Source organism: Roseivirga spongicola (assembly GCF_034376045.1).
In the GTDB taxonomy this organism is placed as follows: domain Bacteria; phylum Bacteroidota; class Bacteroidia; order Cytophagales; family Cyclobacteriaceae; genus Roseivirga; species Roseivirga spongicola.
Map to the genome: position 1 here is coordinate 3315428 of NZ_CP139724.1, position 18286 is coordinate 3333713.

Genomic DNA, 18286 nt, shown 5'->3' on the forward strand with positions numbered 1-18286 from the left:
AGTTGTTAGAGATTCCCAGTCAAGCTTGGAATGACGATAATAGTTATTTTTGAGATAGCCTCTCTATGTTTTTTCTAGATAGATATTAGCCTATTTTCTTCAGCTGTGCTTCACCAGCCTTCATAATGGCATAGTCTTTCCATTCTTGATACTCAGCATCAGTCATCACTTTGTCTGCTGAACCTGCTTCTGGAGGAGTAAAGGTGAATTCAGACTCCCACCATTTTTGAGCGAATTCTCTGGCTTGGTTTTTATCTACTTCAAACTGGTTGACCTGACCATCACCCACTAACCAAGGCTTTTCCTGAGAACTGTATTTTTGGAAGATCATGGTACGCATTTTAGTACCCATCTCATCATTTCTTTCGAAATGTGCTTTTGAATAAGCTAAGGTTTCTGGCTCAACCATTTTATTGTCCCAAAAGCGCTTAGACTTGATGATTTGTGATGAGGTAAGTAAATAACCTTCACCAAATTCTAGAAGAGACCCTTCTAAATCGCAAGATCTGGCAGGTTTTTTCTTTTTCTTCTTACCGAAGCTAAATAATCCCATTATTGTTGTTTTTGAGTTTTATCAATTTGCAATATGCAAAGAAAATCGCAATTGTTGTTTCTAAAAATAGGTTAACGATTGCAATTCACTTTCTGATATATAGTCTATGTTAAGCGGACTTTAGTTGCTCTATAAGGTCTATATATTGAGTCATAGCATCTTCTTTGCTAGTGCCCTCAAGTTTTTTCCAAGCATTGTGTTTTGCAGCAGCTTTAAAGTCGAATCCGCCAGGAGGCTCTTCGTTGTTGTCGCCTTCAGTAGCTTGCTTATATAGACCATACATTTTCAATAGGTTGTCATTAGAAGGTCTATCGTTTAAGGAATGTGCTGACTTCACAGCATTTTCGAAGGTGTCTTGTAAGCTCATCTGATTTTTTAAAATTATCTTGTGCGAAACTAAAAAACATTTTCAAAAACCCTACTGAAAATGATGAAGCCCCTAACCATAGCCTTACTGCTTTGCCTGTTGAGCTTGAGTGCTTTAGCTCAATCTCATTACGACCGATTTTATCAGGCGGGGCCTGTAGTAAAATTGGTGACAGCTAAAATGAAGCTTCAGAATGATGAGATAGACCTGTCTGAAGGAGGTTCAGAAGTTGGGTATCAGTTTGGTGCGTTCTTTAGAATCAATGTGCAAGGCGTTTTCGTTCAATCGTCCGTTTTGCTTTCAAAAGTTAAGACCGATCTCATTTTTAAGAATTATAATGATGTTCAAGGCTTTAATCCTCGAGCCGATTTTGAATTCAATACCCTAGAACTTCCTGTAGACATAGGGTACAGAATTGGAAATCTAAGATTGCAAATGGGACCCTCGTTTAGCTTTCTGATGTCTGGACAGCGTTCCTTCCTCAATGAGGTTGAAAAGGTATCTGACGACTACAATCGTAGCAACATGATGTGGCACTTCGGTATTGGTGGTGACTTCGACCGCTTTGTTTTAGATATCAATTATGAATTTGGACTTAGCAAAACAGGGGAGAGTTTAAGCCAAATTTTGGGTAGAGACTTTGTGCCAAAGCAACGGCAGTGGGTCATAGGTTTGGGAGTTAATATTCTCAATGATTACTAGACCCAAATATGATTTAACCAATTTGGTTAATTAAAGCCCAAAGTGATTGATTGGGGCGTTTCCTTTACCCAACGTTTTATTTTTCCCTAAGGCTATGGCCTCATTTACATAAGCACATCCTTTTCTGACTGCCATTTCCAGTGAATGCCCAAGGCATAAGAAGGTAGCAATGCTAGAAGATAGGCTACAGCCAGTTCCGTGTGTGTTTTTTGTGTCTATTTTCGGGTTGAAAATCTTATGAATTTCACCGCTTCCATGCTCATATAGAATATCCGTCAGCTCACTAAATGAACTTTCTAGGTGACCGCCTTTCAAAAGTACAGACGTATTAAAACGCTTTCCAATTTCAATGGCCGAAGTTTCAAAATTATGCAAGCCAATGGAGTGGCCAATAAGTAGCTCAGCTTCATGAATATTTGGTGTTATCAGGTCTGCCTTCGGCAAGAATTCCTTCAGGCAGTCAATGGCATCATCGGCAATGAGTTTGTTGCCAGAAGTAGCCACCATTACAGGGTCTAGCACAATGTTTTTTACATCGTATTCCTCCAGTTTTGATTTCACCACTTCAATTACTTCGCATGAGTGCAACATGCCAATTTTAATGGCCCCGAACTCAATATCACTTAAAACAGCTTCTAGCTGAAGTTCTAGGTGCGCCATTGGAATGGCATGAATGTCTAAAACGCCTTGTGTATTTTGAGCAGTAGTGGCCGTAATTACACTAGCTGCAAAAGCTCCACAAGCAGAAATGCTCTTAATATCGGCCTGAATGCCAGCACCACCGCCAGAATCGCTTCCAGCAATGGTCAATACGCTTTTATATGGTGTCATTAGATTTTCCATTGTTCTTGATTATATGCGCTATCCCAGAACATCCACTCAAGTTTAGAGGCTTTCTCAAATGCTTGATTCATTTTCTCCAATTTCTCTGGAGAGGCAGATTCGGCATACCTATTGGTAATTTCGGTGGCCTTTGCTACCGATTTAGCGAACTCTTCACCACCATAAGTGTTTATCCAATCTTGATATGGATTATTGTCTTTATTGGTTTGATTGGCTAAAATATAGTCGCCTACTTGTTTGTAAATGGTAAAGCAAGGAAGAACTGCAGCCAGAGCTTCTTCAGTGGAATGAGTATGCGCCATTCTGGATAAGTAGCTGATATACAGTTCGCAAGTAGGAGAGGCTTCGTTGGAGGTTGAATGATCTTTTAGGAAAATCTGATGCAAAGCGTCTTCAACATGGATGATGCCCGTAGCCGCATCTAAGAAGAATTGGCAGTCGTCATCTACGCATTTGATGCCCACTTCGGCCAACACTCTTTTATAAGTAGCTAAGTACAATGCATCTTGGCCTATATAGAACAAGAAGACATCATTAGAGAGTGTGCCTCCCATGAGTTCTTCGATAAAAGGGTGACCTTTTATTTTTTCGAGAATGTAATCCGTCTGTGTGCTTATTGATTTGTACCAGCTTGACATATTATTGATTTTAATGCTTTCGATTCTTTTTCGGGATCTTTTGCCTTGGAGATGGCTGAAATTACAGCAATTCCATCGGCTCCATTTTCAATGATCTCAGCAGTGTTTTCTTTATTAACTCCACCAATGCACACAATCGGTTTGGCCCAGATTTCTCTTATCTCTTTTAAGCCCTCAATGCCTAATGGCTTATCTAGGTCTTTTGTTTTGGTGTTAGTGCTGAAAATAGGGGAGATACCGATGTAGTCTATCTCAAGGCTTTTGGCCTCTATGACCTGTTGGTTATTGCTCACTGAAAGTCCAATGATTTTCTCCTTACCAATGAGTTCTCGAGCTACTGAAACTGGCATATCCTTTTGGCCTAAATGGACACCATGGGCATTGATAGCCAAAGCAATGTCTATTCGGTCGTTGATAATTAGAGGAATTCCATACTGCTCACAGAGGCTTTTTGCCCTTTTCGCGCGAGCATAAAATGGTTTTGTGTCTAATTGCTTTTCTCTCAATTGAACAATGCTTACTCCACCCTTAAGGCTATTTTCCAGTATGTTGAAGAAGATAGAATCGTCTGTGATTCTATCATCCGTCACATACATCAACGAGTAATCTATATTGTTCATAGCTTATAAAGGCTATCGAGAAAATTCATCTGGAAACTTCCTGGTCCTGCAGAAAGATCAGCCGCCATATTTCCTGCCTTACCCATAATCTGCATAGCCACTGTAGAGGCTAAGTGGATGTCTGCTTCAACTCCTATACATGCACCAACCATGGCAGTTGCAGTACAGCCCATTCCTGTGATTTTCGACATCATTGAATCACTATCGGTAATCTTGCTTATAGTATCATTAGTGATGATGTAATCTGTAGCTCCACTGATTACTACCGTATTATTAAGCTGTTTAGATAAGCTTTGCGCAGCACTCACAGCGGCATCAGAAGCTACGGTACTATCTACACCTTTGGTGCTATTGGTTACTTGAGCCAAGGCCATTATCTCAGAGGCATTTCCTCGAATAACTGATGGAGTAGCTGTTTCTATAATTTTTTGAGCAGTTTCTGATCTGTATTTTGATGCTCCAACACCTACAGGGTCGAACACAAATGGTTTGTTAAGTTCTTTTGCTTTGGCTGCCGACAAGATCATGGCTTCCACCCATTTTTTGCTTAAAGTACCCATGTTAATGACCAAGGAGGAAGAAATGGTGACAATGTCTTCTACTTCTTCTACTGCATGAGCCATTACTGGCGAAGCACCAATAGCCAACAGAGCGTTGGCTGTATTATTCATTACTACATAGTTGGTGATATTATGCACCAATGGCGATTGTGTGCGTATTTGTTCTAATACTTTGTTGAATGCGTTGTTCTCAGACATAGTTAAGCTCATTAAGTATATTAAATAAAAAAGCCACTTTCACAGCTATGAAAGTGGCTTGTATAATCTGTTCTATCAAATTATTGACAATCCTCGTTTCCCTCCGCTGTAATTAAACAATTCAGGTTCATAGGGTATAATCTCAGCCGTTTTAGGCACCCCTAACGATGCGATAAAGTTAGTTTATTCAGTTGGTTTTTGCTGCACCATTTTTATGCTTTTAGTGCATATAAGAAGATTTCGAAGCAACCGACTCTATAAGATCCTCGGCTCAATAACTCTCAGGTAATAACACCCTTTTATTGCTGCCTTTTAAGAATTTTAACTATTCGATTATTGATGATCTCGGATAGGTTCCAATTGTAAAGTTTTGGGTCGGTTGTGCTGTAAAATGCCACTACAACTGCATCTATTTCTTCATAGTATTCTACAAAGCTTTGGTATCCGGGAACCCAGCCTCCATGTTTATATTCATAAACCGACTCGTAGATTTCTTGCTCGCCTGGAGCGAACAGAGAGCCATCATTTAAGGCTCGGACAAAAAGGCCTACATCCTCGGCTGTGGCATGCATTCCATGATCGTTTTCCTTTAAGTCATGAGGATAACCTTCATGATAGCCACTCATTACATCGTCTATATCTACTGCTGCAAGTGAAGAGAAGGTGTTTTCTAAGCCCAGTGGATTTAAGATTTCCTCTTGAATGAATTGAAAATTACTGTAGCCCAGTTCATCATCCATAATCTTGTTGAGTAGGAGATAGTTGGTGTTGCAATACTCATAATCACTGCCTGGTTCAAAATTAGCCGGCTGATCTATGATTAAGGCTAAACTTTCTTCATAAGACTTGGTGGGAGAAGCCCAAAAATCGGGAGTATCTGTGAAATTGGGTATTCCACTTCTATGCTGAATGAGCATGCGTAAGGTAATCTGGTTGGCATGCTCAATTCTACCATTTAATTTAGGTAGATAGTCTGTGAGGGTTTTATCTAGTGAAAGTCTCCCTTCTCCAACTAACTTAGTCACTGCCACAGCATCGTAGAGTTTACTGATACTGGCGATTTTAAAGAGCGCCTGAGGCTTGGCAGGGGTTTTAGTATCTCGGTTGTGCCAGCCCGATGCAAAATATTCATCTGGCTTTTTTCCATGATCCACAAAGACAATCATTCCATCAAAACCATGGTCTATTGCTTGGTCTAGTTGCTCTTGCACGGTATCGGGTAAGGGTAGAATCCAAGCTTTAACCAATAGCCATGGCACAAAATAAAGAGAACCAATTGAGGCTGTAATTAAGATGAATTGAAAGATGCGCTTCGATTTTTTCTTTGTCATGGCTGTGTGACTCTTATTGTAAGTGGATTAAGTGAGATGGTTGAATCTAAAGGTAAAGTAAAGAAAAACTATCAGTTTCAATTTTAGACATAACACTCATCTAGTACTTAAAGTAAAAGAGGTTGTTCCAAATACGATTGAAACAACCTCTTAAATGATTCTTTAAGAAGAGCTTGGCTTACTTCTTAGCAAATTGCTTAGAAACTACTAAGTCTTTTGTGCCGTGATTCCAGCTATAGAAACCTTCTCCTGATTTTACACCTAGATAACCCGCAGTTACCATGTTCACTAATAGTGGGCATGGAGCGTATTTAGGATTACCGAAACCTTCGTGCAACACGTTCATAATTGAAAGACAGACATCTAATCCAATAAAGTCGGCCAATTGCAATGGTCCCATTGGGTGGGCCATACCTAATTTCATTACTGTGTCAATTTCTTCTACACCAGCAACACCCTCGAACAAAGAGATAATCGCCTCGTTGATCATTGGCATTAAGATTCTGTTAGAGATAAAGCCAGGATAGTCATTCACCTCAACAGGTACTTTGCCTAACTTTTTAGAAGCTTCCATAATGGTGTTAGTCACCTCGTCAGAAGTGGCGTAACCTCTAATTACTTCTACCAACTTCATTACTGGTACTGGGTTCATAAAGTGCATTCCAATCACCTTATCAGCGCGGTTAGTTACCGAGCCAATTTTAGTAATAGGAATAGAAGAGGTGTTAGATGAAAGAATACATTCTGGCTTAGTGAACTTATCTAAGTCTCTGAAAATGTTCAGTTTAATATCTACGTTTTCAGTAGCTGCTTCTACCACCAAGTCGGCATTTTCTACGCCCGCTTTAAGATCGGTATGGGTAGTGATGTTGCCTAGAGTAGCATTTTTTGTGGCTTCATCTATTTTTTCTTTCGCCAACATTCTATCTAGGTTTTTCTCAATAGTTTTAAGCGCTTTGTCTAAAGCATCTTGAGAAATATCTACCAAATTCACCTTAAATCCACTTTGAGCAAAAACGTGGGCTATACCGTTACCCATTGTGCCTGAGCCGATTACTGAAATATTCTCCATTTTCTAACTTTTAGGTTTGTTTACGTTTGCACAAATATAATCGCATCATCTACTTTTATTGTTTTGAAAAAAAGGAATTGTAAATATGCCATTGTTAGAAGTTTGTGCTGGTAGTGTAGAATCTGCCCTAAATGCCAATGCTGCCAAAGCCGATAGGATTGAATTATGTGCCGAACTCTCTGTTGGCGGACTTACACCAAGTAAGGGAATGATTCAGCTTGTAAAAGAGATGGTAGAAATCCCTGTTTATGTGTTGATTAAGCCAAGGTCTGGAGATTTTAATTACTCCTTGTTAGAACTGGAGCAAATGAAAGAAGATGTAGCGCTCTGTGCTGAACTGGGTTGCGAAGGGGTGGTAATTGGAGCATTAACGCCTGAAAGAAAGATTAATGAACGCATTACTTATGAATTGATGCAACAGGCTGGTTTTATGGATGTAACCTTCCATAAAGCTTTTGATGAAGTGGTGAATCAGTTTGAGGCACTAGATACCTTAAGGGAACTTGGAATTCAGCGGGTGCTAACTTCTGGTGGAGAAGCTACAGCTATGGCTGGCTTCAGCAGATTAGGAGAGCTGATTGAGGAAGCAGAAGATGATATTATAATCATGCCTGGTGGTGGTGTGAGGTCTTCGAATATTGGCTATCTATTGGATTTAGGAGCCACAGAGTACCATAGTGCGGCACTCGTAGAGGGAGCAAGACATTCGGATAAAGTGGAAATAGAAAAAATGCTTACCGGCCTTAGATAATTACTTCCGAGGATTTAATATCAGGTCCATTATAATAGGTAAGTGGTCGCTGTAGCCACCAATGTAAGCAGGGCCTTGGTAGGTTCTAAAGGGTCTAGTTGCACCAGTGGCTCCTTCTGTAATGAGAAAGTCCATATCGAAGATTTGGGCAGTTCTATTTCGAATAGAGGTAGAATTTCTACTGTTCAGAAGCCTACCGTTAACCACAAACTGATCTAATATTCCCCATTCATTCTGAAAGCTATGAGTTCCAGTAACGTAGCGTATTGGGTACATCATATTGAAAAGGTCGGTAGGTTTAACTTCAGATAGCTCGGTTTGCACTTTCAGACCAGAAAGCATGCTTTCTTCCTCTGGTTCGTCATTAAAATCTCCGGTTATAATAATATTGGTGTTGGGTTGAGCTAACATTATTGAGTCTACCTTATGACGAGTAAATTCTGCAGCAAACATTCGTTTTGGTTGTGTTTCAAACTCTCCTCCAAACTTAGAAGGCCAGTGATTTACAAAATAATGCAGCGTGTCTTGGTTGGGTAGCTTTCCAATAACGTGAAGAATATCTCTAGTTCTGCTGGCTGTATCGAACGGAAAGTTGAGTTGGTAGTAATGATAATCGAGCAATTCAAACTTATCAGGCCTGTAAATGGCAGCAACATCTATTCCTCGCCTGTCTCTAGAGTCTTGATGGATTATTTCATAACCAACAGCTTTTAGTGGTGTAAACTGAGTCAGTGTGGTTAGAACGTATCTATTTTCAACCTCGCAAAAACCGATTAGTTCAGGAGCTTCCCAACCACCCATGGCTACGATGGTTTTAGCTAGTCTTTGCTGCTTCTCTTGATACCTCGCTTTCGTCCACCTATTGTTGCCCCTATATGTAAAATCATCATCCAATGTGGTGCTGTCATCAATATAGTCGAAAAGATTTTCAACATTATAAAAGGCTACCCTGAATCGTTCATTGCCCCGAATGCTACCCTCAAAGGCCTCAGAAGCCAAGTATGCCTTCTCTTGAGCTAATGAGTTGAGTGAAAGGGCGAGTAAGATAAGTGTGAATATTGATTTTGAATTTTTCAATCGAGCAGATTAATGAACTTGTTTTGGTACTTTTGTCAATTGATTTGAAAATACGAATTGCGGTAGATATTTGATATGGAAATAGGGAAAATTCAAGAACTAGAAATAGCGAGAGAGGTTGAGTTTGGTTGCTACCTTACTGATGGAAAGGAGGAGGTGCTTATTCCTGCTAAATATTTGCCAGAGGAGTATGAGATTGGTGACAAAATCAAGGTATTTGTCTATACAGATCATATGTCTCGTCCTGTAGCGGTTACGCGTTGGCCGCGGGGTCAAGTCGGAGATATTGTTGGATTAGAAGTAAAACAAGTAACCGAATTTGGTGCCTTTGTAGATAATGGTTTGGAAAAAGACCTTTTGGTACCAAACAAAGAACAGCAGGCAGATATGAAAGAAGGAGGGAAGTATGCTGTAATGATACTTCTTGACTATAAGACCAATAGAATGATTGGTACCACCAAAATTGCTGGTTTTTTAAGCGACCAAGCTGAAGGGGTAGAAGAAGGTCAACAGGTTAAAATGGTGATCTGGCAAAGAACAGACCTTGGTTATAAGGTGGTAATTAATGGGCAATTTGTTGGTCTGATCTATAACAATGAGATTTTCGAGAAGATAAAGCTTGGCGATAATAAAAGAGGCTACATCAAAAGAATTCGCGAGGATGGTAAAATTGATGCCAGCCTTCAAAAGCAAGGTTACGAAGCAGTAACTGATTCTTCAGACGACATTTTACAGGCCATTGAAAGTAATGGTGGTTCACTTCCTCTTGGAGACAAAAGTACTCCAGAAGAAATTCAGGAGCATTTCGGCATTAGTAAGAAGAACTTCAAGCGCGTTTTAGGAGGGTTATATAAAGCCGGAAAGATTGAGATCTTCGACCATGAGGTTCGCCTAAAAATGGCGGAAGGTTAACCTGAGGATGGGTTAACCTTCACCAAACTACCTATAAAACTAAAACTAACCTAAGCTAATTTCCATACTGACATGGCAGTGTTAACGATTGCACAATGGTCAATAGATCATTTAGCCTGATAATCTTGTCTTTAAGTTAGGAATTATTTCGAATGAGAAAAATTATATTCTCAAAAAAAGACAAAGTGAGGAATTTTATATCAGAAAAGAGTGTTTTACTAAAATTTTAGTTAAAACTATCTAATGTCGACTTCATTGGCTATTCCGAGCGCTGTAAAGCGAATGCTCAGTATTCTGGGGTCGTCATCTTTAGAGTTTGCACAGTCGGCAGAAGGATCGATAGCATAGAAATAATACGTCTGACTTCTTTCATACAGTTCTTCAGACTCTGGTTGACCCAATGCTTTGATAATCGATTTTTGGTACAGGCCTAAGAGGTTAGGCTTTACTTCTAATAAATCGTCAATCATCTCAGAACGAATACCTTGGCAACCATTTGGGTCAGATTTCCATTTTTCGGAGTCAAAATTACCTAGTTCGACTTTCTTTGTACAGCCACTAAATAGAAGGAAGGTAATTATTAGAATAAGTATATTTCTCAAGCCTGAATAGTCACTGGGTGAACGATTGATTTTTGCAGCAAAGCTACCCAAATAATTGAAAGCATTGTGTATGATAGAATTCCAATCAGCACAAGATTTTCCTCTCCAATGGCTGGGAAGAAATAGATCAGACTTGCAACTACGGCTATCAGCCTGGCAACTTCTGTAACACTAGCCCATTTTCTTCCTTCAAACATGGCTCCAAAGCTTACGGTAGAAACAATGATTATCAGAGCCAAGACTGCTTTTTGCACCAGATTGTTTTCGAAAGCTTGTAGGTTAAAGAGAAAAAGTGCTGTACCCGCTAAAAGCACCAAGTATTGGGCAAAGACGTATATATTCACCGATTTAGCACCGCTTAGGTCAAACTTTTTATAGGTTTTTAAATCAACATCATAAGGCGCTCTATAGCCTCCCATGTAGTCTGGCAACCAGCCTGGTTTGTTGAAGAGGTAGCGTACTTTATCTGAGGCCTTTGGAATAGTTCTTATTTCCTTCCACATATCGGAGTAATGCGACACGTTGGCCCAAACAGGATTCCAGCTATTTAGGTTTTTGGTTATTCCGTAGGTTGGTCTTTCTTCTTCCTGCTTAAAGGTTCCAAACAATCTATCCCAGACAATGAAAGTGCCTCCATGGTTTTTATCGATGTACTTCGGGTTGCGAGCATGATGCACTCTATGATGAGAAGGGGTATTGAAAACAGCTTCGAACCACTTAGGAAGCCTATTGATCGATTCTGTATGAATCCAAAATTGATAAAGCAAATTAAAGCCAGAAACAGATAGAAGAACCAGAGGGTCGAAACCAGCCAAGGCCATCGGAGAGTAGAATATAAAGGTCCAAATGGTTTGGGTTGAACTTTGTCTTAGAGCTACAGAGAGGTTATATTCTTCACTCTGATGATGAACGCTATGCCCACCCCAGAACAGGTTTACCTCGTGGCTCATTCTGTGAGCCCAGTAATAAAAGAAGTCATACGCTATAAAAGCTATAAACCATGTGAGCGCACTATTACTAATTGTGGCTAACCTAAACTGTTCGAATATATAGGTGTATACGCCAATGGACAGCACTTTCAGAAATGCTCCAGTAACCTGTGAGGTTACTCCGCAGTTAATGTTGGTTATAGCATCGTTGAGCCGGTAAGACTTTATAGACTGATAACGATGAGCAATTAGCTCTAAACCTATAAGGAGAAAGTATACAGGAATAGCAATTACCGTGGGATCGAGACTCATAATTAGTTCAAATGACCTTTTAAATTAAGACCATTCTTCATTTTAGGCAAAACAAAAGCACTAATGCTCAAAGGTTTTCTTTTGTTGCTTATCTTCGCGCTGAAATTGAGGAGATATGGATAAGTTCATCGGGTTTTTCAGAACGGTAAGTTACCTGTTGTTTTTAGCAGCATTGCTTTGGTCTTATGCCTACATGGTAGGGCAGGTTACTTATAAGTTCGATGTCGATGGAAATCCTGTATACAACATAGATAGAGACCTGTACTTTTTTGGCTCTATTGGTGTCTTCATTTTTGTTAATGCAGTATGCTCGGTGTTTATTCAAACACTGAAAAAGATAAAAACATCGGAAGATGGAGTTGGTCTTAGAAATAGATCTTTGAAGTTAGATTTAGTTACTTGGGCTAAGGGTTTTGCCGGAGTGTTGAACTTGTTTTTTGCGATGGTGCTATTCTTTTTAGGACTCATGAACTTAGCCGAGTCTGAACAGTCTATGACACTCGGATTCTACGTGTATTTAGGTCCAACACTTATAGTGGCTTGGTTTGGCTACTTGGCTTATTTATTAGGCAAAAGACGTAATTAATAACTAACTCATTTTCAGTGTGCATTGGTCTTAATTCTTTTGAGACCCAAAATGGCACGTGCATTTTTAGTTTTTTAATTCTAACTTCCGACTTTGCTGAGCGCAGAAGTGCGCTTGGAAATACTTCGAACTAAAGTTGTTGAAATTCTGAATGGCAGATCAAGTAGCGAATTATACCGAAGATAGTATTCGGTCTCTCGATTGGAAAGAACACATCAGACTTCGACCCGGTATGTATATCGGAAAATTGGGTGACGGGTCGGCCCAAGATGACGGAATTTATGTATTGGTAAAAGAGGTAATCGATAATAGTATCGATGAACATATGATGGGCTTTGGTAAGACCATCGATGTGAAAGTCTCTGAGCTAAAAGTAGAAGTCCGCGATTACGGTAGGGGAATACCTCTGGGTAAGGTGGTAGACTGTGTGTCGAAAATCAACACTGGTGGTAAGTACGATAGCGGTGCCTTTCAAAAATCTGTAGGATTGAATGGAGTAGGTACCAAAGCGGTGAATGCGCTTTCTACGTATTTTAAGGTTCAGTCGTATAGAGATGGTAAAACAAAGGTTGCCGAATTTGAGAGAGGAGAAGTTAAGAACGATGCGGATGAAACAACAAGCAGCGGAAGAAATGGTACCCTGATCGTTTTTAAGCCAGATGAAACCATTTTTAAGAACTACCATTTCATCCCTCAATATTTAGACGACCTTATTTGGAACTACTGCTTTCTAAATGCAGGCTTGACCATTAATTTCAACGGAGTAAAATATCACTCGGAAAAAGGGCTTTACGACTTACTTTCCAGAAAAACAGATGTAGATAGCCTTCGCTACCCTATTATTCATTTGAGGGGCGAAGACATAGAAATTGCCCTTTCGCACACCAACCAATACGGAGAAGACTATTATTCATTCGTAAATGGTCAGTATACCACGCAAGGTGGAACTCACCAAGCAGCGTTAAGAGAAGCCTTGGTAAAAACAGTAAGGGAGTTCTACAATAAGAACTTCGATGCTACCGATGTGAGAGCTTCTATTGTTGGTGCAATTGCTGTAAGAGTACAAGAGCCTGTTTTTGAGTCGCAGACTAAGACTAAACTAGGTTCGCAAAATGTGGCTCCCGATGGACCAACCATGAGGACCTTCGTGAACGACTTCGTAAAGAAAGCGCTTGACGATTTTCTTCATAAAAATCCAAAAACCGCAGAAGCACTTCAGAAGAGAATTCTTCAGTCGGAGCGAGAGCGAAAAGAAATTGCAGGTATTAAAAAACTAGCTAATGAACGAGCTAGAAAGGCTAATCTGCACAATAAAAAACTTAGAGATTGTAGAATCCACTTAGACGATGGCAACAAGGTAGATGATGACCTTAAGAATGCCACCACGCTGTTTATTACAGAAGGAGACTCGGCTAGTGGGTCTATCACAAAATCTAGAAATGTTCAAACACAGGCAGTATTCAGTTTAAGGGGAAAACCGCTGAACTGCTATGGACAAACCAAGAAAGTAGTATACGAGAACGAAGAGTTTAACCTGCTTCAACATGCTTTAAATATTGAAGATGGTTTGGAAGGACTTCGCTACGACAAAATTGTAATAGCAACCGATGCAGATGTTGACGGTATGCACATCCGTTTGTTGCTACTTACTTACTTTTTGCAATTCTTTCCAGATCTGGTAAGGCGAGGGCATGTATACATTTTAGAAACGCCTCTCTTTAGGGTCAGAAATAAGAAAGAAACTATCTATTGCTATAGCGATATAGAAAGGCAGAAGGCCATAGAAAAGCTAGGCAATAAGCCTGAAATAACTCGCTTTAAAGGGCTTGGTGAGATTTCGCCAGATGAATTCAAAGGCTTTATTGGTGCAGATATGCGCCTGGAGCCAATTATTCTGCGAAAAGATACCAGTATCAGCGATATTCTTAAATTCTACATGGGCAAAAACACCCCTGATAGACAAGGCTTTATCATTGATAACCTTAGAGTAGAAAAAGATATAGCTGAGGAAGCACCAGTTCAATAGTCTGTATCAGGATTCACAGGATTTTGAGATTAACAGAATATGGTAAAAGATAAACTCACTTATGCAGTTATTGGATGCGCCATGACCGTTCACAATATCATGGGTCCTGGATTTCAAGAAGTTATATATCAAAGATGTATGGCCATTGAAATGCTTAAGGTGGGTATTGAATTCCAAAGAGAAAAGGAGCAGGTGGTATATTACGATGGGCTTGAAGTTGGAATGAGAAGAGCAGATTTTGTAATCGAGGATAAATTGATTCTGGAACTAAAGGCGCTGGTAGAATTGGAAGATGTGCATTTAGCACAAGCCAAGAATTATACAGTGGCTTATGACTTTCCAAAAGGTCTATTGATCAATTTTGGAAGCAAAAGCTTGCAGTATAAACTGATGTTTAATCCTAAGTATAATAATTAAGTAATTCTTTAATTCTGTAAATTCTGATACAGACAAATGAGTGAAGAAAACAAAGATATCATAGAGGGTGACGGAGAAATGAAAGACGTAATTCCTGTTTCGGGAATGTACGAAAACTGGTTTCTCGATTATGCATCCTATGTAATTCTTGAAAGGGCAGTTCCTGCGATTGAAGATGGTTTTAAACCGGTTCAACGCAGAATTCTCCACTCTATGAAGGAGATGGACGATGGCCGTTTCAATAAAGTAGCGAACATCATTGGCCAAACCATGCAGTATCACCCGCATGGAGATGCTTCTATTGGTGACGCTATAGTGAACCTTGGTCAGAAAGATTTACTTATTGAAACCCAAGGTAACTGGGGAGATGTACGCACTGGTGATGGTGCTGCTGCTCCACGTTACATAGAGGCAAGGCTTTCTAAGTTTGCCTTAGAGGTGGTCTTTAATCCACAGACTACTCGATGGCAGCTGTCTTATGATGGTCGTAAAAAAGAGCCAGTAACGCTTCCCGTTAAATTTCCGCTGTTATTAGCGCAAGGAGTGGAGGGTATTGCGGTTGGCCTTTCAACCAAAATTCTTCCTCATAACTTCATTGAGCTTATTCAAGCATCTATCAAAATTCTTCAGGGCAAAAAGCCGAAAATATATCCTGACTTTGCTACAGGAGGTATGGCCGATTTCTCTGAGTATAATGATGGGTTGCGAGGCGGAAAAGTAAAGGTCAGAGCCAAAATAGAAGAGCTCGATAAGAAGACTCTTGTTATTAAAGATATCCCATTCGGTACAACAACTACCAGTTTGATTGACTCAATCATTAAAGCTAATGATAAGGGAAAAATCAAAATCAAAAAGGTAGTAGATAACACAGCTGAGCACGTTGAAATTCTCGTTGAATTGGCAGCTAATCAGTCACCAAATATTACTATAGACGCGCTTTATGCCTTTACCGATTGTGAAAGTAGTATTTCTCCGAATGCTTGCGTTATTATTGATGAAAAGCCGCAGTTCATTGGAGTAAGTGAGATTTTAAAGATCAATACCGACCAAACTGTAGAGTTACTTCGCCAAGAGTTAGAAATTAGAAAGGGAGAGTTGCTAGAGAAAATTTTATTCTCTTCGCTCGAAAAAATATTTATCGAAAACAGAATTTACCGAGACATTGAAGAGTGTGAGACTTGGGAAGCTGTTTTAGATACCATAGACAAGGGGCTTGAGCCATTTAAGCCAGATTTCTACAGAGAAATTACCAAAGACGATATTATTCGCTTGACTGAAATAAAGATTAAGCGAATTTCCAAGTTCGATTCATTCAAGGCCGATGAGCTGATGCGCAAACTTCAGGAAGAGTTGGCTGAAGTGGAGCATAACTTGGCTAATTTGATCGATTTCGCCATTGCTTATTATCAGAACTTACTAGAGAAATATGGTAAGGGTAGAGAGCGTAAAACGGAGATTAAGTCTTTTGAGAATATTGCAGCAACGGTTGTGGCTGCCAATAATGCCAAGCTTTACATGAACGCCAAAGAAGGCTTTGTGGGTTACGGCTTAAAGAAAGACGAGTTTATTTGCGAATGCTCAGATATTGACGACATCATCGTTTTCAGAAGGGACGGTAAGTTTCAGGTAGTTCGCATTTCAGATAAGGTGTTTGTGGGTAAAGACATTTTATGGGCCGGGGTCTTCAATAAGAATGACGAACGAATGGTCTATAATATGATGTACTTAGATGGAAAAACTGGCCGAACTATGGTGAAGCGATTCCAAGTACTGGCCATTACTCGAGATAAGGAATATGACCTTACTAAAGGTGAAAGAGGTTCAAAGGTGCTTTACTTTACAGCCAACCCGAATGGCGAGGCCGAACTAGTTACTATTTACTTGACCTCTGGAGCCAAAGCAAGGGTGAAAGTATTCGACTTCAACTTTGCCGATATAGACATTAAAGGTCGAGCTGCTGGAGGTAACATTGTTACCAAATATCCTGTCCGTAAAGTTCAGCTTAAAATGGAAGGTAAGTCCACTCTGGGAGGATTAGATATCTGGTACGATGATTCTGTAGGAAGGCTCAATCGCGATGAAAGAGGTGAATTGCTAGGCAATTTTCAGGCAGATGATAAAGTGCTGGTCATCTATAATTCTGGAGAGTATGAACTTACCAGTTTTGATTTAACCAATAGGTATGAGCCGGCTAAGATTCATCTTATTGAGAAGTTTGACCCGGAAAAACCAATTGCTGCCGTTCATTACGATCCTGCAGCTGGAACACATTATATAAAGAGGTTCTTGATTGAGACTTCTACAATGGATAAAGCTTTTCACTTTATAAGTGAAGAGAAAGGAGCTAAGCTTTTATTGGCCACAACTGAAGAAGCAGCTCAAATTGAAGTGCATTATACGGTCAAAGGTTCTCGAGAGAAGAAGGTGTCTACTTATGATGTAGATATGCTCATTGATGTAAAAGGGTGGAAGGCCAACGGTAATAAACTGTCTCCTCACAATGTGAAAAAGGTGGTTTTGTTGGGTGACAATAAACCAAAGCCTGGTTCTGACTCAAGGCCTAAAGATGATAACTCTGGTGAAACCAAGAATGAGAGTTCTGATAAAACTCAAGAGTCTCAGGCAAAAGTAGAGCAGAGTAAACCTGAAGCTAAACCTGCTGAAAAGAAAGAAGCACCTAAAACAACTCCTCCTAAAAAGGACAATAACGACAAGCAAGGTGGTGGTTATGGTGTAGGAGAGACCATAGACCTTTTTTAGAGCCATTTAATAGACAGTTGAAATGTCCGTTTTATTTCTTTTAGCGAGTCTCGGAGCTGTAAACGGACTTTTACTTGGCCTTTTCTTTTTGGTTAAAGGGCCAAGTAAAATTGCTAATGTCTACTTTTCAGGTCTGCTTATTTCATTAAGTATTAGAATAGCCAAGTCCATTGTCTTTTATTTTCAGAGAGATGTAGACTATGCTATTCTGCAGGTAGGTTTATCTGCCTGCGCTTTTATTGGACCATTCTTTTTTCTTTACGCCAAATCGGTCGTCAAGCAATCCAAACGCTATCACAAGAGTGACTTAATGTTGCTGGCAGTGGTATTCGTATTGGTTGTTACTGTCGGAACTCTCTACCCTTATCGTAATTTTCCTGAGGTCTGGAATTCTTACATCATTCACGGCATCTATGTTTTATGGTCTCTATTTACCTTGCTAGGAGTGTATTATACATTTGTTTCGGTAAGAGATGTGTTTAAAAGAAAGCAGCGGTTTAATAAGTCGCAATCTTACTTTGTGGCCATTGCACTGACGGTTTTGGCTATCAATATTACTTATCAAATGGCCCTTTATGGAAGCTTTACTTATCTATGGGGCGCTTTGATTTTTACCATAGTCATGTACGTGCTCATTGGAAAGTCAATGATGAATAGGTCTCTTAATATGGCTGGGCGAGATTTACCTGTTTCCGAACAAACAGACCTTATGAGCAAGTTGAATGAATATATGCTTAATGAGAAACCCTTTGTTAACAGTAAACTGAAGCTGGAAGACCTGGCTTCAGCTGTAGGAATGAACAGAAATACTTTGTCAAAACTTCTCAACGATGAATATGGAAAAGGTTTTTCTCATTATGTCAATTCTTACAGAATAGAAGAAGCCAAACAATTGATCGCATCACGACCTGAACTATCGCTAGAAGGCATTGGCTACGAAGCGGGATTCAATTCCAAATCATCTTTCTTCGCTAGCTTCAGAAAAATCACTGGTAAGACACCTGCCGACTTCAAGAAGTAGTCCCGTAGT

The 18286-nt window shown here is 39.8% G+C and carries 19 protein-coding genes and 1 riboswitch; of the genes, 8 read left to right on the forward strand and 11 right to left on the reverse strand.

The annotated features are described in order from the left end of the window. Window positions 1–85 precede the first annotated feature (85 nt). Together T7867_RS14865 and T7867_RS14870 are read right to left on the reverse strand one after the other, a co-directional pair. Window positions 86–553: a hypothetical protein gene (locus tag T7867_RS14865; protein WP_068222719.1), complete on the reverse strand. Its 468-nt coding sequence runs from the start codon at window positions 551–553 to the stop codon at window positions 86–88. Window positions 554–662: 109 nt separating this feature from the next. Continuing rightward, a complete protein-coding gene (locus T7867_RS14870) occupies window positions 663–920 on the reverse strand; it encodes an acyl-CoA-binding protein (RefSeq protein WP_068222717.1) in 258 nt (85 codons plus the stop codon). 60 nt (window positions 921–980) lie between these two features. Here T7867_RS14870 and T7867_RS14875 point away from each other — a divergent pair, with 60 nt between their 5' ends. Then, window positions 981–1622 (forward strand): porin family protein, encoded by a 642-nt coding sequence (locus tag T7867_RS14875; protein ID WP_068222714.1) that lies wholly within the window; start codon window positions 981–983, stop codon window positions 1620–1622. A gap of 30 nt (window positions 1623–1652) precedes the next feature. Here T7867_RS14875 and thiD read toward each other — a convergent pair whose 3' ends face one another. The 6 genes from thiD to T7867_RS14905 form a co-directional block, all read right to left on the reverse strand. After that, window positions 1653–2465 carry a bifunctional hydroxymethylpyrimidine kinase/phosphomethylpyrimidine kinase gene (thiD, locus tag T7867_RS14880; RefSeq protein ID WP_068222711.1) on the reverse strand — a complete coding sequence of 271 codons (813 nt, stop codon included), beginning with the start codon at window positions 2463–2465 and terminating at the stop codon, window positions 1653–1655. Further along, the gene (locus T7867_RS14885; RefSeq protein ID WP_068222709.1) at window positions 2453–3103 is read right to left on the reverse strand and encodes a TenA family protein; all 651 of its coding nucleotides are present in this window, start codon (window positions 3101–3103) and stop codon (window positions 2453–2455) included. The genes thiD and T7867_RS14885 overlap by 13 nt, the downstream gene beginning before the upstream one ends. Beyond that, a complete protein-coding gene (gene thiE, locus T7867_RS14890; protein WP_068222706.1) occupies window positions 3079–3723 on the reverse strand; it encodes a thiamine phosphate synthase in 645 nt (214 codons plus the stop codon). The genes T7867_RS14885 and thiE overlap by 25 nt, the downstream gene beginning before the upstream one ends. Further along, entirely contained in the window at window positions 3720–4481 is a 762-nt protein-coding gene (gene thiM / locus T7867_RS14895; RefSeq protein WP_068222703.1) for a hydroxyethylthiazole kinase, read from the reverse strand. Before thiM ends, thiE begins: the two co-directional genes overlap by 4 nt. Window positions 4482–4562: 81 nt before the next feature. Continuing rightward, window positions 4563–4654, reverse strand: a riboswitch (TPP riboswitch). Window positions 4655–4780: 126 nt separating this feature from the next. Further along, window positions 4781–5812, reverse strand: a complete 1032-nt coding sequence (locus tag T7867_RS14900; RefSeq protein WP_068222700.1) for a serine hydrolase domain-containing protein — start codon at window positions 5810–5812, stop codon at window positions 4781–4783. Between the two features lie 178 nt (window positions 5813–5990). Continuing rightward, window positions 5991–6884, reverse strand: coding sequence for a 3-hydroxybutyryl-CoA dehydrogenase (locus T7867_RS14905; protein WP_068222697.1), 894 nt, complete (start codon window positions 6882–6884; stop codon window positions 5991–5993). Window positions 6885–6969: 85 nt separating this feature from the next. Between T7867_RS14905 and T7867_RS14910 the strand changes: the two genes are divergently transcribed. Continuing rightward, the gene (locus T7867_RS14910; protein ID WP_068222694.1) at window positions 6970–7635 is read left to right on the forward strand and encodes a copper homeostasis protein CutC; all 666 of its coding nucleotides are present in this window, start codon (window positions 6970–6972) and stop codon (window positions 7633–7635) included. On the opposite strand, the gene T7867_RS14915 is transcribed toward T7867_RS14910, so the two are convergent. Beyond that, window positions 7636–8712, reverse strand: a complete 1077-nt coding sequence (locus tag T7867_RS14915; protein WP_068222692.1) for an endonuclease/exonuclease/phosphatase family protein — start codon at window positions 8710–8712, stop codon at window positions 7636–7638. It lies immediately after the preceding gene. A gap of 75 nt (window positions 8713–8787) precedes the next feature. Between T7867_RS14915 and T7867_RS14920 the strand changes: the two genes are divergently transcribed. Further along, entirely contained in the window at window positions 8788–9624 is an 837-nt protein-coding gene (locus T7867_RS14920) for a CvfB family protein (protein ID WP_068222689.1), read from the forward strand. Window positions 9625–9860: 236 nt separating this feature from the next. Here T7867_RS14920 and T7867_RS14925 read toward each other — a convergent pair whose 3' ends face one another. Both T7867_RS14925 and T7867_RS14930 read right to left on the reverse strand, forming a co-directional pair. Further along, window positions 9861–10226 carry a hypothetical protein gene (locus T7867_RS14925; protein ID WP_068222687.1) on the reverse strand — a complete coding sequence of 122 codons (366 nt, stop codon included), beginning with the start codon at window positions 10224–10226 and terminating at the stop codon, window positions 9861–9863. After that, the gene (locus tag T7867_RS14930; RefSeq protein ID WP_322299500.1) at window positions 10223–11467 is read right to left on the reverse strand and encodes a sterol desaturase family protein; all 1245 of its coding nucleotides are present in this window, start codon (window positions 11465–11467) and stop codon (window positions 10223–10225) included. Before T7867_RS14930 ends, T7867_RS14925 begins: the two co-directional genes overlap by 4 nt. 115 nt (window positions 11468–11582) lie before the next feature. Here T7867_RS14930 and T7867_RS14935 point away from each other — a divergent pair, with 115 nt between their 5' ends. The 5 genes from T7867_RS14935 (at window position 11583) to T7867_RS14955 (ending at window position 18277) form a co-directional block, all read left to right on the forward strand. After that, complete coding sequence (locus T7867_RS14935; protein ID WP_068222683.1) at window positions 11583–12053, forward strand: hypothetical protein; 471 nt, start codon at window positions 11583–11585, stop codon at window positions 12051–12053. A 151-nt stretch (window positions 12054–12204) separates the two neighbouring features. After that, complete coding sequence (locus tag T7867_RS14940) at window positions 12205–14079, forward strand: DNA topoisomerase IV subunit B (protein ID WP_273274594.1); 1875 nt, start codon at window positions 12205–12207, stop codon at window positions 14077–14079. Between the two features lie 39 nt (window positions 14080–14118). Continuing rightward, window positions 14119–14496, forward strand: coding sequence for a GxxExxY protein (locus T7867_RS14945; protein ID WP_322299501.1), 378 nt, complete (start codon window positions 14119–14121; stop codon window positions 14494–14496). Between the two features lie 36 nt (window positions 14497–14532). After that, window positions 14533–17256 carry a DNA gyrase/topoisomerase IV subunit A gene (locus T7867_RS14950; RefSeq protein ID WP_322299502.1) on the forward strand — a complete coding sequence of 908 codons (2724 nt, stop codon included), beginning with the start codon at window positions 14533–14535 and terminating at the stop codon, window positions 17254–17256. Window positions 17257–17278: 22 nt separating this feature from the next. Beyond that, on the forward strand, window positions 17279–18277 hold the full coding sequence (locus T7867_RS14955) for a helix-turn-helix domain-containing protein (protein WP_068222673.1): 999 nt from the start codon (window positions 17279–17281) through the stop codon (window positions 18275–18277). The last annotated feature ends 9 nt before the right edge of the window (window positions 18278–18286 follow it).

Bases quoted from the DNA above. Each gene is read 5' to 3' on its own strand.
- T7867_RS14865 (WP_068222719.1), bottom strand. From the start codon at position 553: ATGGGATTATTTAGCTTCGGTAAGAAGAAAAAGAAAAAACCTGCCAGA.
- T7867_RS14870 (WP_068222717.1), bottom strand. From the start codon at position 920: ATGAGCTTACAAGACACCTTCGAAAATGCTGTGAAGTCAGCACATTCC.
- T7867_RS14875 (WP_068222714.1), top strand. From the start codon at position 981: ATGATGAAGCCCCTAACCATAGCCTTACTGCTTTGCCTGTTGAGCTTG.
- thiD (WP_068222711.1), bottom strand. From the start codon at position 2,465: ATGGAAAATCTAATGACACCATATAAAAGCGTATTGACCATTGCTGGA.
- T7867_RS14885 (WP_068222709.1), bottom strand. From the start codon at position 3,103: ATGTCAAGCTGGTACAAATCAATAAGCACACAGACGGATTACATTCTC.
- thiE (WP_068222706.1), bottom strand. From the start codon at position 3,723: ATGAACAATATAGATTACTCGTTGATGTATGTGACGGATGATAGAATC.
- thiM (WP_068222703.1), bottom strand. From the start codon at position 4,481: ATGTCTGAGAACAACGCATTCAACAAAGTATTAGAACAAATACGCACA.
- T7867_RS14900 (WP_068222700.1), bottom strand. From the start codon at position 5,812: ATGACAAAGAAAAAATCGAAGCGCATCTTTCAATTCATCTTAATTACA.
- T7867_RS14905 (WP_068222697.1), bottom strand. From the start codon at position 6,884: ATGGAGAATATTTCAGTAATCGGCTCAGGCACAATGGGTAACGGTATA.
- T7867_RS14910 (WP_068222694.1), top strand. From the start codon at position 6,970: ATGCCATTGTTAGAAGTTTGTGCTGGTAGTGTAGAATCTGCCCTAAAT.
- T7867_RS14920 (WP_068222689.1), top strand. From the start codon at position 8,788: ATGGAAATAGGGAAAATTCAAGAACTAGAAATAGCGAGAGAGGTTGAG.
- T7867_RS14930 (WP_322299500.1), bottom strand. From the start codon at position 11,467: ATGAGTCTCGATCCCACGGTAATTGCTATTCCTGTATACTTTCTCCTT.
- T7867_RS14935 (WP_068222683.1), top strand. From the start codon at position 11,583: ATGGATAAGTTCATCGGGTTTTTCAGAACGGTAAGTTACCTGTTGTTT.
- T7867_RS14940 (WP_273274594.1), top strand. From the start codon at position 12,205: ATGGCAGATCAAGTAGCGAATTATACCGAAGATAGTATTCGGTCTCTC.
- T7867_RS14945 (WP_322299501.1), top strand. From the start codon at position 14,119: ATGGTAAAAGATAAACTCACTTATGCAGTTATTGGATGCGCCATGACC.
- T7867_RS14950 (WP_322299502.1), top strand. From the start codon at position 14,533: ATGAGTGAAGAAAACAAAGATATCATAGAGGGTGACGGAGAAATGAAA.
- T7867_RS14955 (WP_068222673.1), top strand. From the start codon at position 17,279: ATGTCCGTTTTATTTCTTTTAGCGAGTCTCGGAGCTGTAAACGGACTT.